At 70.5% G+C, this 14,065-nt stretch carries 13 protein-coding genes; 3 read left to right on the top strand and 10 right to left on the bottom strand.

What is annotated here, in order from left to right; all coding sequences use genetic code 11:
• The first annotated feature begins 2 nt into the window (after positions 1-2).
• On the top strand, positions 3-773 hold the full coding sequence (locus MKK84_RS06445; protein ID WP_243917756.1) for an ABC transporter permease: 771 nt from the start codon (positions 3-5) through the stop codon (positions 771-773).
• 153 nt (positions 774-926) lie between these two features.
• Positions 927-2,177 (top strand): NAD(P)/FAD-dependent oxidoreductase, encoded by a 1,251-nt coding sequence (locus MKK84_RS06440; RefSeq protein ID WP_243917754.1) that lies wholly within the window; start codon positions 927-929, stop codon positions 2,175-2,177.
• A 128-nt stretch (positions 2,178-2,305) separates the two neighbouring features.
• Here MKK84_RS06440 and MKK84_RS06435 read toward each other — a convergent pair whose 3' ends face one another.
• From MKK84_RS06435 to MKK84_RS06395, 9 genes are all read right to left on the bottom strand, one after another.
• Complete coding sequence (locus tag MKK84_RS06435; protein WP_243917752.1) at positions 2,306-3,361, bottom strand: ABC transporter substrate-binding protein; 1,056 nt, start codon at positions 3,359-3,361, stop codon at positions 2,306-2,308.
• 28 nt (positions 3,362-3,389) lie between these two features.
• Entirely contained in the window at positions 3,390-4,400 is a 1,011-nt protein-coding gene (locus MKK84_RS06430) for a dipeptidase (RefSeq protein WP_243917749.1), read from the bottom strand.
• Positions 4,401-4,625: 225 nt separating this feature from the next.
• Positions 4,626-6,152: a tripartite tricarboxylate transporter permease gene (locus MKK84_RS06425; RefSeq protein ID WP_243917747.1), complete on the bottom strand. Its 1,527-nt coding sequence runs from the start codon at positions 6,150-6,152 to the stop codon at positions 4,626-4,628.
• Entirely contained in the window at positions 6,149-6,625 is a 477-nt protein-coding gene (locus tag MKK84_RS06420; RefSeq protein WP_243917744.1) for a tripartite tricarboxylate transporter TctB family protein, read from the bottom strand. Before MKK84_RS06420 ends, MKK84_RS06425 begins: the two co-directional genes overlap by 4 nt.
• Before the next feature lie 88 nt (positions 6,626-6,713).
• Positions 6,714-7,853, bottom strand: coding sequence for a mandelate racemase/muconate lactonizing enzyme family protein (locus tag MKK84_RS06415; protein WP_243917742.1), 1,140 nt, complete (start codon positions 7,851-7,853; stop codon positions 6,714-6,716).
• Between the two features lie 9 nt (positions 7,854-7,862).
• On the bottom strand, positions 7,863-8,837 hold the full coding sequence (locus MKK84_RS06410; protein WP_243917740.1) for an NAD(P)-dependent oxidoreductase: 975 nt from the start codon (positions 8,835-8,837) through the stop codon (positions 7,863-7,865).
• Positions 8,834-9,727 carry a fumarylacetoacetate hydrolase family protein gene (locus MKK84_RS06405; protein WP_243917738.1) on the bottom strand — a complete coding sequence of 298 codons (894 nt, stop codon included), beginning with the start codon at positions 9,725-9,727 and terminating at the stop codon, positions 8,834-8,836. The genes MKK84_RS06410 and MKK84_RS06405 overlap by 4 nt, the downstream gene beginning before the upstream one ends.
• An 11-nt stretch (positions 9,728-9,738) precedes the next feature.
• On the bottom strand, positions 9,739-10,881 hold the full coding sequence (locus MKK84_RS06400; protein ID WP_243917736.1) for a mandelate racemase/muconate lactonizing enzyme family protein: 1,143 nt from the start codon (positions 10,879-10,881) through the stop codon (positions 9,739-9,741).
• Between the two features lie 56 nt (positions 10,882-10,937).
• A complete protein-coding gene (locus tag MKK84_RS06395) occupies positions 10,938-11,903 on the bottom strand; it encodes a Bug family tripartite tricarboxylate transporter substrate binding protein (RefSeq protein WP_243917734.1) in 966 nt (321 codons plus the stop codon).
• 135 nt (positions 11,904-12,038) lie between these two features.
• On the opposite strand from MKK84_RS06395, the gene MKK84_RS06390 reads away from it, so the two are divergent.
• Complete coding sequence (locus tag MKK84_RS06390) at positions 12,039-12,755, top strand: GntR family transcriptional regulator (protein ID WP_243917732.1); 717 nt, start codon at positions 12,039-12,041, stop codon at positions 12,753-12,755.
• Positions 12,756-12,786: 31 nt separating this feature from the next.
• Here the strand turns inward: MKK84_RS06390 and MKK84_RS06385 are convergent, their stop codons facing one another.
• Positions 12,787-13,896, bottom strand: coding sequence for an enolase C-terminal domain-like protein (locus MKK84_RS06385; RefSeq protein WP_243917730.1), 1,110 nt, complete (start codon positions 13,894-13,896; stop codon positions 12,787-12,789).
• Positions 13,897-14,065: the final 169 nt, after the last annotated feature.

Genomic DNA, 14,065 nt, shown 5'->3' with positions numbered 1-14,065 from the left:
GCGTGCGCGCCGCGCTGCCGCTGTTCGTCGGATGCGGCTGCCTGCTCTTGATTCTGCCGATCGCCATCGTGGTGGTGCTGGGTTTCAGCGGTGGCACCCTCCTGCGCTTCCCGCCCACCTCCCTGTCGCTGCGCTGGTTTGCGGCCTTCCTCGGCGATCCGGCCTGGCGCGCCGCGCTGTGGTCGAGCCTCACGATCGGCGGCGTGGCGTGCGTCGTCGCCACCGGAGTCGGGTTCCTGGCCGCCTACGCGCTCGTGCGCGGCGCGTTCCCGGCCAAGAGGCTGATCCTGGCCGTCGCGCTCCTACCGATCGTCTCGCCGACCGTCGTCACGGCGATCGCCATGTACTACGCGTCCGCGCGCCTCGGGCTGGTCGGGAGCGTGGTCTGGGTCGGTCTGTGCCACGCGGTGATCGCCTTCCCGGTCGTCCTGCTGATCCTGTTGTCCGCGCTGCAATCCGTCGATCTGCGCCTGGAGCAGGCGGCCCTCAGCCTAGGCGCGAGTCGCGCGCGGACGCTGCGCACCGTCGTCGTGCCGCTCGCCGCACCCGGCCTCGCCTCGGCCGCCCTGTTCGCGTTCCTGACCTCCTTCGACGAGCTCGTCATCTCGCTCTTCCTCACCAACGCGGCCACGCAAACCCTGCCGGTGCGCATCTGGAACAGCCTGCACATGCAGGTCGAGCCGACGGTGGCGGCGGTCAGCGCGTTCCTGATCGGTGTCACGGGCGTGATCCTGGCCGCCGACGCGCTCCTGCGCCGGCGCCGGGCCACATGACCCCATGCCTGGCTCTCGCCCCGCTCCCACGATCCCGGCCGCACCGCGCGGGCGCCGCGCGCGGTGCGCGATCGCCGGGGCGGAGTCCGGACGCCATCCGTCCGACCGATCACGGTCGAACCACCGCCTATCCTCGGCCGCCGGAGACGCCGCATGAGCGATGAGAACACCGCGATCGTCCTCGGCGCGGGCGTGGTCGGACTGTCGACCGCGCTCTACCTCCGGCGCGCCGGTCGGGATGTCACCGTGATCGATCCGCTGCCGCCGGGCGGCGGCGCCTCCTACGGCAACGCCGGCATGATCAGCGCCGACACGGCCTCGCCGATCGCGATGCCCGGCATGCTGCGCCAGGTGCCCGGCTGGCTCCGGGACAAGAAGGGGCCCCTCGTCGTCCACCCCTCCTACCTGCCCACCGCGCTGCCCTGGCTGATGCGCTGGATCAAGGAGGGGCGGATCGAGCGCGTCCTGGCGATCTCGGACGCGCTGCGCGCCCTGCACAAGGACGCGTTCGCCTGCTGGCAGGACCTGATCGGAGCGCAGGCGTTCGGCGAGCTCGTCCGGCGCACCGGCCAGATCCAGGTTTGGGACGGCGAGGGCGAGGGCGCGGGCGCGCGCGTCGAGCGGCAGATCCGCGAGCGGCACGGCATCGAGGCGCAGGTGCTCGGGGCCGACGACCTGCAGCAGATGGTGCCCGGCATCTCCCGCGCCGTGCGGCGCGCGCTCCTCGTGCCCGGCAACGGCTACACGATCAGCCCCGCCCGGCTCGTCGGGGCCCTGGCCGAGCGTCTGCGCGGCGAGGGCGGCACGATCGTGGCCGAGCGGGCCCTGAAGCTCATCCCGCGTGAGGGCGGCGGCTTCACGGTCTGGACCAACGTCGCAAACCGCGTTGGCGCCGATGTCGTGGTCGCCGGCGGCGCGTGGTCGAAGGCGCTGCTCGATCCGCTCGGCGTGCGCGTGCCGCTCGAGACCGAGCGCGGCTATCACGCCATGCTGCCCGCGCCGTCGATCGAGCCGCGCTACACGATCAGCTACAAGTCGCGCGGTTTCGGGGTGACGCCGATGGAAGGGGGCCTGCGCGCGGCCGGAACGGTCGAGTTCGCGGGGCTCGACGCCCCGCCGGACGAGACCCGCGCCCGGATCCTGGCCGAGCACGCGCGCGCGCTCTTCCCCGGCCTCACCCACGGGGAGCCGCAGCTGTGGCTCGGGTTCCGGCCCTCGCTCCCAGACACGCTGCCCGTGCTCGGTCCGGTCCCGCAGCAGCCGGGCCTGCACCTGGCGTTCGGCCACGGCCACTACGGCATGACCGCCGGTCCGCCGAGCGGGCGCCTGGTCGCCGCGCTGTTGGCACGGCGCGCCGCCCCGATCGATCCGGCCCCCTACGCCGTCGGCCGCTTCGCATCCTGAGCGCGGGCGCGGCCGCTCGCTCAGATACGGACCCAGCGGCGATGACGCGGCGAAGTCTCGACCGGAGGGTGAGGCCGCCCCAGAAGGCCGCGCGCACCTTCGCCTCGTTCGCGGCGAGTATCGAACCCTCAGCCGCCGGGCCGATCGGACACGGCTTCCGGGAAGTAGAGATCGCGCCACGACGCGGGCGCGCTCGCGATCATGCCGGTGCGCGCCATGAAGTCGGCGAACGTCATCACGTTCTGCGGGGTGAGGCTCCAGTTGGTCCCGGGCTCGTCCAGGACGCGCGCGGCGACGGTGATCGGCAACTTCGATCCGGTGGCGGCGATCCAGCCCGCGATCGCACCGCGCGGGTCGGCCGTGATCGCCGCCTCAGCCTCCTTCAGGGCCGCCACGATCGCGCCGAACAGCTTCGGGTTCTCGTCGTGGAAGCGGGTCGTCGCCAGGACGTTGGCGTAGCTGTGCGGCCCGCCCATCACGGCAAACGAGCTGAACAGCCGGCGCATCCCGGGCGCGGCGAGCAGCTGATCCTGGAAAGGCGGCGTGCTGACGACGCTCTTCACGGTATCGACGCCCGCCAGCATAGCCGTGGTGGCATCGGGCTGGCCCATCGAGAACAGCAGGGGATCGAACCGGGGGACGCTCGCCTCGCCCAGGGTCTGCGCGACCGCCATCTGCAGCAGGACGGCGTTGATCGTGCCCTTGCCGCCCGGGGTGGCGATCCGATCGGTGTCCTTGAAATCCCGCACGGAGGCGATCGCCGGGTTGCGGGTCACGAGATAGAGCGGCACCGCGCCGATCGCCGCGATGCCCTTCACCGCCTGACGCGAACCGCGCGTGCGCGCCCAGACGATGAGCGCCCCCGGGATGCCGGCCGCCGCCACGTCCGCGCTTCCGGACAAGAGTGAGGAGATCATCGTGTCCGGCCCGCTGAAGGTGAGCCAGTTGACCTTGACCTCTGGCAGGCCCGCCTCGCGGGCGTGCTTCTCGATCAGGCGGTCGCGCTCCATGACGATGAGCGGCAGGAACGCGATCGAGAATTGTTTGGCGATGGCGATCTCGGTCTTCTCGGCCCGCGCCGCGCCGGGCAGGCTGGCGAGCAGGGCGATCAGCGCCGCGGCGAGCACCCGCCGCCAGGGCCGGCGATACGGTGATGCGAGACGGAAGCCGACGATCGCCATCATCCTCGAACCCTTCGACCGCTCCGTGAGGCTACGCGCCCCAGACATCGCCGAGGAAGCGAACCCAGTTCTCGCCCATGACGCGCCGGATGCGAGACTCCGGCCAGCCGCGCGCTTCCATGGCGACGGTCAGCGCGCCGTAGCTTGCGTAATCGACAAAGGCCGCGGGCCGGCGCTGCGGGGCGAAGGTCGTGAGCTGGCGGGCGTAACCCTTGTCGTGCGTCCAGTAAGGCGGGTCGGCCTCGGTGTAGTCTTCCCAGTAGATCGACCATGCCTCGTAGCGCTGCCGGGCGTCGGTGCCGAAGCCGACGCCCTCCTCGCCCACGACGCCGATGATGTGCTCGACGACGTCGAGAAAGTCGTCGAGGGTCGCGTCCATGCCGCGCGCCAGGAACGTGGTGAAGAAGGTCACGCCGACGAACCCGCCCTTCTCGGCGAGGGCGCGGAGCTGGTCGTCCGACTTGTTGCGCGGATGATCCTTCAAGGCCCGCGCGGCCACGTGGGAGTAGCAGACCGGCAGGCGTGAGGCGGCGATGGCCTCCTCGGAGGTCTTGGGCCCGACATGCGACAGGTCGATCAGCATGCGCACGCGGTTCAGCTCCGCCACGACCTCGTGGCCGAAGCCGGTGAGGCCGGAGTCGCGCGCCTCGTAGCAGCCGCAGCCGATGAGGTTCTGCGTGTTGTAGGTCAGCTGCACGACGCGCACGCCGACGTCGTGGAAGAGCTGGATGAACGGGATCTGGTCCTCGATCGCCGAGGCATTCTGCCAGCCCAGGACCACGCCGATCCGGCCCTCCCGCTTGGCGGCGCGCAGATCGGCGGCGGTGAGCACCGGGCGCACGAGGTCGGCGTTGGCGGCCAGCGATATCTTCCAGCGCGCGACGCGCTCCATGGTCGGGCGAAACCCCTCCCACACCGAGCAGGTGAAGTTAGCCCCCGTCAGCCCACCGGCTCGCATGAGCTCGAGCTCCCGGCGACCGCCGGAGGTGAGGACGAGGCCGTCGAAGACGAGGAGATCGGGATGGAGGTCAGATGCAGCCACGGAGCTCCCCACGCGTGGGTGTAAGGGGATGCGAAAGCCCCCGCTTCCGCGTCCTCGGAACGATTCGAGCGTATCGCGAAGGTTCGCCGCGCTGAGGCGAACGGCGCTCCCCGCGCGCACCCTGAATCACGCGGCGCGTTCCAAGAAGCATGCCTGCCCCGGTTGGACCTCTCGCCAAAGTTCGGCCGCCTGGTCTCGGCGGAAAGGATCGTGCTCGGCGCGAGCCTATCCCTCCATCACGACGGGGCCGTCAGGTATCAATCCCCCCCGGCGTCGCCAGCGCAGATAGAGCTGTCCGAGGATCAGGATCGCGCAGACGGCGAGGAAGGCGGCGCTGATCGGGCGCTCGACGAACACCGTCAGGTCGCCCTGCGAGAGCAGCATGGCGCGCCTGAAGTTCTCCTCAAAGCGCGGCCCGAGCACGAAGCCCAGCAGGATCGGGGCCGGGTGGAAGCCGAGGATCAGCAGGAGATACCCAAAGATCCCGATCACCAGCGTCTCGCCGACCTGGAACAGGCTGCTGCTGGTCGAGTAGACGCCGATGCACACGAAGAACAGCGCGCTGGGATAGAGGTAGCGGTAGGGGATCGTCAGCAGCTTCACCCAGACGCCGATCAGCGGGACGTTGAGCCCCATCAGGAGGATGTTTCCGACCCAGAAGCTCGCGATCAGGCCCCAGAAGATGTCCGGGTGCTGCGAGATCAAGAGCGGGCCGGGCGTGATGCCCTGGATGGTCAGGGCGGCGAGCAGCAGCGCCATCACCGCATCGCCCGGGATGCCGAGGCTCATGGTCGGGATGAAGTCGCCCTGGACCGAGGAGTGCGTCGCGGTCTCGGGCGCGGCCACGCCCTCGATCGCGCCCCGCCCGAAGCGCTCAGGCGTGCGCGAGATCTTCTTCTCGGCTGCGTAGGCGACGAACGAGGCGATGGTCGGGCCGGTGCCGGGGATGAGCGAGCACAGGCTGCCGATCAGCGTGCCGCGCAGGATCGGCAGGGCGGAGCGCTTCAGGTCCGCCTTGCTCGGGCGCATGTCGCGCAGGCGCACGCCCGCGGCACCGCGCAGCGGCTCGACCTTGTTCACGCTCTTGAGGAACTCCGCGATGCCGAACAGCCCGAGCGCGAGGGCGACGATCTCGACCCCGTCGGCGAGTTCGGGCAGGCCGAAGGTGAAGCGCTCGTAGCCCGACGTGACGTCGGTGCCGAAGATGCCGAGCAGGAGGCCGAGCGTCGTCATGGCGATGCCCTTCAGCGCCGAGCCGCGGGCCAGCGTCGAGCCGGCGAGCAGCCCGAGCAGCATCAGCGAGCACACGTCGGCGGGCCCGAACTTCAGCGCCGCCCGCACGAGGAGGGGGGCGAAGAAGATCATCATCACGATGCCGAACGAGGCGCCGCAGAAGCCGCCCAGCATGGTGATGCCCAGCGCCGTGCCGCCCTTGCCCTGCTGGGTCAGGGGATAGCCGTCGAGGCAGGTCACCGCGTGCGGCGGATGGCAGGGCAGGTTGAGCAGGATCGAGCAGATCGCGCCCCCGTACTGCGCCCCGTAGAAGATGCCCGACAGCATCAGGATCGCGGCCACCGGCGGCATGGCGAAGGTGAGCGGCAGCAGGATCGAGATCGCCGCCATCACGCCCATCCCGGGCAGCACGCCGACGATGTTGCCGAGCAGGACCCCGGCGAAGCAGGCCAAGAAATTGGTCGGCTGGAGGGCGACCTCGAAGCCGTGGGCGAGGTCGGTGAGCGCCGTGCCGATCATGACTGCCCCCAGGCGAACGGCGGCAGCTGGATGTGCAGGCCGTAGTAGAACAGGGCGCAGCCGAACGCCGCGATCAGGGTCGCGAGGAGGGAGGCCCCGCGCACCGTCGAGGTGCGGTCGCCCATCGCCGACAGGAACACGCAGGCGAACGTCGCCGGGAACAGGCCGGCGGTCCGGGCGAGCAGCAGGAAGGCGAGCATCCCGCCGATGATGCAGGCCCAACCGCGCCATTCGGGTCGGCTGAGGTCGACGCGGTCGTGGTCGTGCGCGTCGGCGGCCGGAGCCTCCGACAGCCCGATGCCGAGGCCGCAGGCCAGGAGGATGACGCCCATGGCCAGCGGGAAAGCCCCTGGCCCGATCGCCGCCATCGTGCCGAGGCCGTAGGTGGCCGATTCCGCGATGGCGCCCAGGCCGATCACCGCGATCAGGACGCCAGCGTAGCGCTCCCTGTGCTGTTGGATCGAGTGAAGCACGCGTCCCTCCGGTCGACCTAGCTTTTTTTAATTCTTGCTCGTGCGAAGCCCCCGAGCGTCGCGGGGCCGCGCGATCTGTCAAAGGAGATCAGACGTAGCAGGGGCCGTCGATCAGCGGATTGGCGGCGAGGAAGCGCTCGTCGACCTCGACGCCGAGGCCCGGACCGTCCGGCGGGCACACCTTGCCCTCGGCGTCGAGCCGGTAGGGCAGACCGACCACGTCGTCGCGGAAGGGGTTGTGCCGGGCCACGTCCCCCTCGAAGTAGCCGGGGTTGTCGACGGCCGCGAGCAGGTGGAGCGTCGCCACCATGTTGATGCCGGTGGCCGAGGTGTGCGGGTTGACCGAGATCTTCCACGCGGAGGCGAGGGCGGCGATCCGCATCGTCTCGGTGATGCCGCCGGTCTTCGACAGGTCGGGCTGGACGAAGCCGAGATAGCCGGCCTGCAGCGCCTGCACGAACTCGTAGCGGGTGAAGTGATTCTCGCCGGCGGCGAGCGGCACGGTGCCGAGCCGCGCGGCCTCGCCGTAGCTGTAGGCGTCATGCGGCGGGAACGGCTCCTCCAGCCACGCGACCCCCGCCGCCTCGAACGCCGGCATCACCCGGCGGACGTCGTCGACCGTGTAGCCGGTGTTGGCGTCGACCAGGATCTCGACGTCGGCGCCCAGGGCCTCGCGCACCGCCTCGACTCGGGCGATGTCGCGCCGGGGGCTGTCGCCGACGCGCAGTTTCACCGCCCGGTAGCCGGCGGCGACGTGGGCGCGCGCCTCGTCGGCGAGCGAGGCCGGCTCCTGCCAGCCGAGCGAGATGCCGCCTGCATAGGCCGGCACCGCGCGGGGGCCACCCCCGAGCAGCCGGTAGATCGGCCATCCGGACGCCTTGCCGCGGATGTCCCACAGGGCGATGTCGAGGCCTGACAACGCCATCGCGGCGGCCGCGCCCATGCCGTGGCTGGCGAGCTGCATCCGGTAGACCCGGGCCCAGACGCCGTTGACGTCGAGGGGATCCATGCCGAGGACGAGCTCGGACAGGGTGGTGTCGATGAGCTTGGCGATGGCGCCCGGGCAGCGCCCGTGATGGGCCTCGCCCCAGCCGATGAGGCCTTCGTCGGTCTCGACCTTCACGAGCACGGCGTCGCGCTTGACCGCGCGGCCGATGCCGAGGCGGACGTTCTGACCCTCGGGGACCCGGAACGAGATCGGGACGGACTGGATACGGGTGATGCGCATGGGCTTGCCTCAGGCGGACAGGGTCTCGGGCAGGATTTCGGGGTTCACGAGGTTGCGCGGTCGCTCGCCGCGCAGGATGCGCAGCATCTCCTCGACGGCGCCGACGCTCATCGCGCGCGAGCTGGTCTGCGTGATGCCGGCCACGTGCGGGGTCAGCAGCAGGTTCGGGCAGGCGAGAAGCGGGTCGTCGGGGGGCAGCGGCTGCACGTCGAACACGTCGAGTGCCGCACCGGCGAGCGCGCCGGAATGCAGGGCGGCGGCGAGCGCGGCCGTCTCGACGACGGGCCCGCGGGCGACGTTGATGAGGACGGCGTCCGAGCGCATCCGGCCGATCAGCGCCGCGTCGACGAGGCCGCGCGTCGCCTCGGTGAGCGGGCAGGCGATCACCACCGCGTCGCTCTGCGCGAACAGGGTCTCCAGGTCGACCGCCTGGACGAGACCGCCGAGCGTCGCGCCGCTGCGGGAGGCGCCGAGCACGCGCAGGCCGAAGCCGTGATGGGCGATCCGCGCGACGCGCCCGCCGATCTCGCCCAAGCCCAGTATCCCGAGGGTGCTGCCGCCGATCTCGGCGAGGCCGTCGGCGATCGGTCGCACGGCGCCCCATCCCTGCGCGCGCAGGCCGCCGTCGAGACGCCAGACCTGGCGGCGTAGGTGGAACAGCGCCGCGAACACGTACTCGGCCACGGCCTGGGTGTTGCTGCCGGGCAGGTTGGCGACCGGAATGCCCCGCGCGGTCGCCGCCGCGACGGGGATCATGTCGAGGCCGACGCCGTGGCGGACGAGGCCGCGCAGCCGCGTCGCGCCGTCCAGGATATCGTCGGGCAGCTTGACGCGCACGATGAGCCCCTCCGCCTCGGCGATGAGCGCCCGCAGAGTCTCGGGGCTGGGATCTGGCGCGGTGACGGGGCGGGCCTGGACGGCCAGCATCGCCTCCGCCTCCGGATGGATCGGGTTGGTCAACAGGACCATGGGGCGCTCGGTCATGGACCTTCCTCGACGATGGGGCTGATCAGGCTGCCCAGACCCTCGACCCAGGCGGTCATCGTCGTGCCGGGCCGGATCCAGGCCGGCGGTTGGCGTAGGGCCGCGATCCCCGCCGGCGTGCCGGTGGCGATCACGTCGCCCGGTTCCAGCACCGTCTGCCGCGACAGGTGGGCGACGAGGTCGGCCACCGAGAACAGCATTCGGGCCGTGGTGGAGTCCTGCAGGCTCACCCCGTCGATCGACAGGCCGATCCGCAGCGCCTGCGGGTCGGGGACCTCGTCGCTGGTCGCGAGATAGGGGCCGAACGGGCCGAAGGTCGCGATGTTCTTGCCTGGGCCGAAGCCGTCGCGGCGGATCAGCTCGCTGGCGCTGACGTCATTGAACACGCCGTAGGCGCAGACATGGGCCAGCGCGTCTTGCGCAGCGACATGCTCGGCGCGGCTGCCGATCACCGCGGCGATCTCCGCTTCGTAGGTGCAGCCGCCGATGCCCGGCGGCGGCACCACGGGCTCGCCCGGGCCGATCACCGTCCACGGCTCCTTCATGAACAGGAACGGCTCGGCCGGATGGGGCGTGCCCCGCTCGGCCAGCGCGTCGACGTAGTTGTGGGCGATCCCGAAGATCCGGCCGGGCTTGGGCATCGGGGCGCGCAGGCGCACCGATCGCAGCGGCAGCTGCGCCGCCTCCGGGATGGCGTGATCGCGCAGGCGTGCTGCGGCGCCGGCCAATCCGGAGCGGATCAGGTCGAGGACCTGCGGCGGGCAGCCGTTAAGCGCAGACCGCAAGGCGGGATGGGCGAGGTCGACGACCATGTCGTCCGGCCCGCTGGCGTCGCCCAGCAGGATACCCGCCCGCTCCGCGCCGTCGCTCGTGAAGGTGACGAAGCGCATCGCAGTGTGCCTCAGGCCGCGCGGTAGCGGTCGATCACGGCGCGGTCGACCTCGATCCCGAGCCCCGGCGCGGTGGGGACCGCGATTTTGCCGCCGACCTGCCGGATCGGCTCGCGGGCGAGATGATCCCGGAAGGGGTTCTCCTCCTGCTCGAACTCGAGCATCGGCGCGACCGGGAACAGGCAGGGCGGCTGATCGGGGATCGAGGCGAGGAAGTGGATGGTCGCGGCCAAGCCGACGACCGAGCCCCAGGCGTGGGGCACGCACTCGACGCCGTGCGCCGTCGCCATCGCGGCGATCTTCTTGCACTCGGTGATGCCGCCGGCCGCGCACACGTCCGGCTGGACGATGTCCATTGCCTTGCGCGTGATGGCGTCGCGGAAGCCCCAGCGGGTGAACTCGTTCTCGCCGCCGGCCACCGCGATGTCGAGGGCGCGGGTGACCTCGACGTAGCCGTCGAGATCCTCCGGCGAGATCGGCTCCTCGAACCACTCGATGCCGAGCTCCTCCAGCCGCCGACCCATGCGGATGGCGGTTGGGACCGAGAGCGAGTGGTTGGCGTCGACCATGAGGCGGATGTCCGGGCCGACCGCCTCGCGCACCGCCGCCACGCGGGCGATGTCGCGCTCGATCGAACCGAGGCCGATCTTCATCTTCACGGCCTTGAAGCCGGCCTCGACGTAGCCGCGCGCTTCCTCGACCGCCTCCTCGACGAGCCGGTCCATGTCGGTGAAGTACAGGCCGGTCGCGTAGGCGTCGACGCTGGTGCGGAAGGCGCCCCCGATGAGCTTATGCACCGGCTTGCCCACGCTCTTGCCGATGATGTCCCACAGCGCGATGTCGATGCCGCTGATCGCGGCGATCGACATGCCCTTCGGCCCGTAATCCTTGATCCGGTTGTAGAGGTCCTCCCAGACGACCTCGACGTCGAACGGGTCCTGACCGATCACCCGGGGCGCGAGCTGCGTGTCGATGAACGCCTTGGCGACTGCGGAAGGCCCGTAGCACTCGCCCCACCCGACGATGCCGTCGGCCGTCTCGATCTCGACGAGGCAGGTGCCGCGGGTCTTGTACAGCCAGCCGCGCGATGAGGTGAACGGCCGTTTGATCGGCGTGGTCACGACGTGGCAGGTGATGGTCTTGATCTTGGTCACGCTATCCGTCCCGGTCGTTGTTCAGATCGTTCGAGCGCTCAGAGCGGCACGTCGGCTCAGGATTTGAAGACTTTCTCGGCCACGACCTTGATCGACTGCTCGACCCGATCGACCTCGGCGGCCAGCGCATCGCCAGTCAGGGGGGCGATCAGAAAGGCGTTGCGCTCGGCGAAATCCTTGAAGCGCTGGTCCCCGATCGCGGCGCTGAAGCCGTCTGTCAGCTTGGTGCGAACCTCCGGCGGAAGCTTGGCCGGGGCGACCACGTAGGCCATCTGCTCCACCGGGCCGAACGGGAACACGTCGTAGCCGCGCTCCTTGAAGGTCGGCACGTCGGGGAACTGCCGGAGGCGCTCGTCGGCGAACACGCCGAGCGCGCGCACCAGGCCCTGCTGCAACTGGCCGAGCGACTCCGCGGGCTTGAGCACCGCGGCCTGGATCTGCCCGCCGGCGAGGTCGGTGATGACCTTGGCCCCGCCGGTATAGGGCGCGTTGATGTAGGCGACGCCGGCCGCCCGGGCGGTCATCGAGGCGAAGATGTGGTTGAGGTTGTAGTTGCCCGGCGTGCCGATCGACACGCTGCCCGGGTTCTTCTTCATGTGGGCGAGGAAGTCGTCCAGCGTCTGGTGCGGGCTCGAGCCGGGGACGAGCAGCATCAGGGGATCGATCGACACACGGGCGATGTGGGTGAACTGAGTGCTCTTCAGGGGCGTCTTGCCCTCGGCCATGTAGGCCAGCGTCGAGCTCGTCCCCATGCCGAGCGTGTAGCCGTCGGGGTTCGCCGTCGCCACGCGTCGCATCCCGATCGCGCCGGTGGCGCCGGGCTGGTTCTCGATGATGACCGTGATGCCGCGCTCCTTGAGCAGCGGCTGCAGCCCGCGCGCCAGGATGTCGTTCGAGCCGCCCGCGTTCCAGGGTACGACGAACGTGATCTCGCGCGCCGGGAAGCCCGACTGCGCCAGTGCAATCTGTGTGCGAAGCCCCCCCAGGGCGAGGCTTCCGACGACGCTGCGGCGGGTCAGCATGGCGTTCCTCCCGTCTTCGTTGTTTGTTATAACGATGGAAAGCGGGTAGGTTGTCAAGCGCGGTCGCAGCCGGTCTCGCTGATCCATCCTGATCCAGCGGCTCGGGATTGCTGGCGGACAGGGGGAGTCAATATCATGAGGCACGTCGAGCGGCTGCCGCTCTGGGATCAGGCCTACGCGGAGCTGCGGACCGCCATGCTCGGCGGCCGGTTCGGGCCGGGTGAGCGGATCCTCCTACGCGAGGTGGCGGCCGAGCTCGGCATCAGCCTCACGCCGGTCCGCGATGCGGTCAACCGGCTGATCGCGGAGCACGTGCTTGAGCGCGGCAGCTCGGGGCAGGGCGGCGGCGCCGTGGTTCCGCGCATGAACGTGGAGCGTTTCGACGAGTTGCTGACGATCCGCTGCGACCTTGAGGGCCGGGCCGCGGCCTGCGCCGCCGAGCGCGCAGCCCCGGGCGATCTCGGCGTCCTCGACGCACTGCTCGCCGAGATGAAGGCCCTGATCCGGCAGCAGAACCTCGACGCGTATCTCGATCTGCACCGGCGCTTCCACTTCGAACTCTACGCCCTCGCGCGCATGCCGATCCTGGAGGGATTGATCGAGAACATCTGGCTCAGGTGCGGCCCAGTCCTGACCTACGTCATCCCGGACTACGTGCTGCTCGAGAAGGGGAGCGACCTGCACACCGCGGCACTCTCGGCCCTGCGCACGGGTGACGCGGAGGCGGCAGCCGCGGCGATCCGGCAGGATATCCGCGAGGCGGGCCAGTACATCGCCGGTCTCGCCGACGCCGCCGGGCTCATCGAAGACCCGGCAGCGAGCCGCCGGCCGCGGGCGCACGCGGCGTCATGATCGGGAACAGGTGACCGCGATGAGCGTGCTCCTACGTCAGGACCGTCTTGGTCTTTGCACGGATGAGTTCGTGGTCGATCTCCGCGCCGAGCCCGGCCGCCGTCGGCGCGTGCACCATGCCGGCGGGATCGACAGCGATGTCTTCGGCGAGCCCGTACTTCTGCGCCGCATCCGGCAGCAGCACCTCGAAGAACTCGGTGTTGCGGATCGCCATGACGACGTGGAGGTTGGCGACGTTGTTGAGCGAGTTGCCGCCGTGATGGACCTCGAAGTTCATCCCGAAGGCCTCCGCGAGATGGGCCGCCTTGACGAGCGTGGTGATGCCGCCCTTCACCGCCACGTCGCCGCGCAGGAAATCGGTGGCGCGCTGCAGGATCCAGGGCGCGTAGGACTCGAAGCCGGCCTGCGGATACTCGGTCGCCATGATCGGCACGTCGAGCTTGGCCTTGAGCTTGACGTAGCCGTAGAGGTCGGAATCCGTGAGCGGATCCTCGTACCAGTAGTAGCCCGCCGCCTCGATCGCGCGGCCTACCCGCAGCGCCTGCTCGTAGGTATACCCCCAGCAGGCGTCGAGCATCAGCGTGAACCCGTCACCCATCCCGGCCCGCACCGCCTCGCAGATCGCGATGTCGTCGCGCCATACCTGAGGCGGGTGGATCTTGTAGGCGCTCCAGCCGGCCTCGCGATACGCACACGCCTGCTCCACGTAGGCCGTGGCCCCCTCGAGGATCTGCGAGCTGGCGTAGGCGGGGACGCGGTCGCGATAGGTGCCGATGAGCCGGTGGATCGGCAGGCCGGCGGCCTTTCCGGCGAGGTCCCACAGGGCGACGTCGAGCGCGCCAATCGTCCGGACGGAGGCCGCGCGCACGCGGGCCCACAGCTCTTGGTTCAGGCGCTCGCGGTCGAGGGGATCGCGCCCCATGAGCACCGGCTTGAGCACCCGCACGAGAAGCGGCGCGTCGAGATCGGCCGGTCCGTACGCCGAGCCGAGGAAGGCGTGGCCCTCGATGCCCTCGTCGGTGTGGATCGTGACGAGGCCGAGTTGGCTGCTGCCCACCGCGCGCGCCGTGCGTCCGGAGTAGCGCGTCGGCGGGATATCGTCCCAGCCGAACAGGGTCACAGTGACATCTCGTATGCGCATGACGTCGCCTCCGGCCCGGGACCACCACGGATGCGGCCTTCGCTCTCCGGCGCGTTCGGGCCACCCGCCATCTAGAGCCGCCGTGACCCGCGCGTCGAGACGTGGGCCGGCCCAAATACTGGGAGGACAACCGTGAGTATCCCGTCGACGCCGACTGACGCGGTCGGCC

Origin of the sequence: Methylobacterium sp. E-065 (assembly GCF_022829605.1) — a bacterium.
Taxonomy (GTDB): domain Bacteria; phylum Pseudomonadota; class Alphaproteobacteria; order Rhizobiales; family Beijerinckiaceae; genus Methylobacterium.
Note: the sequence above shows the minus strand (reverse complement) of the source record. Positions and strands in the feature narration are given on the sequence as shown.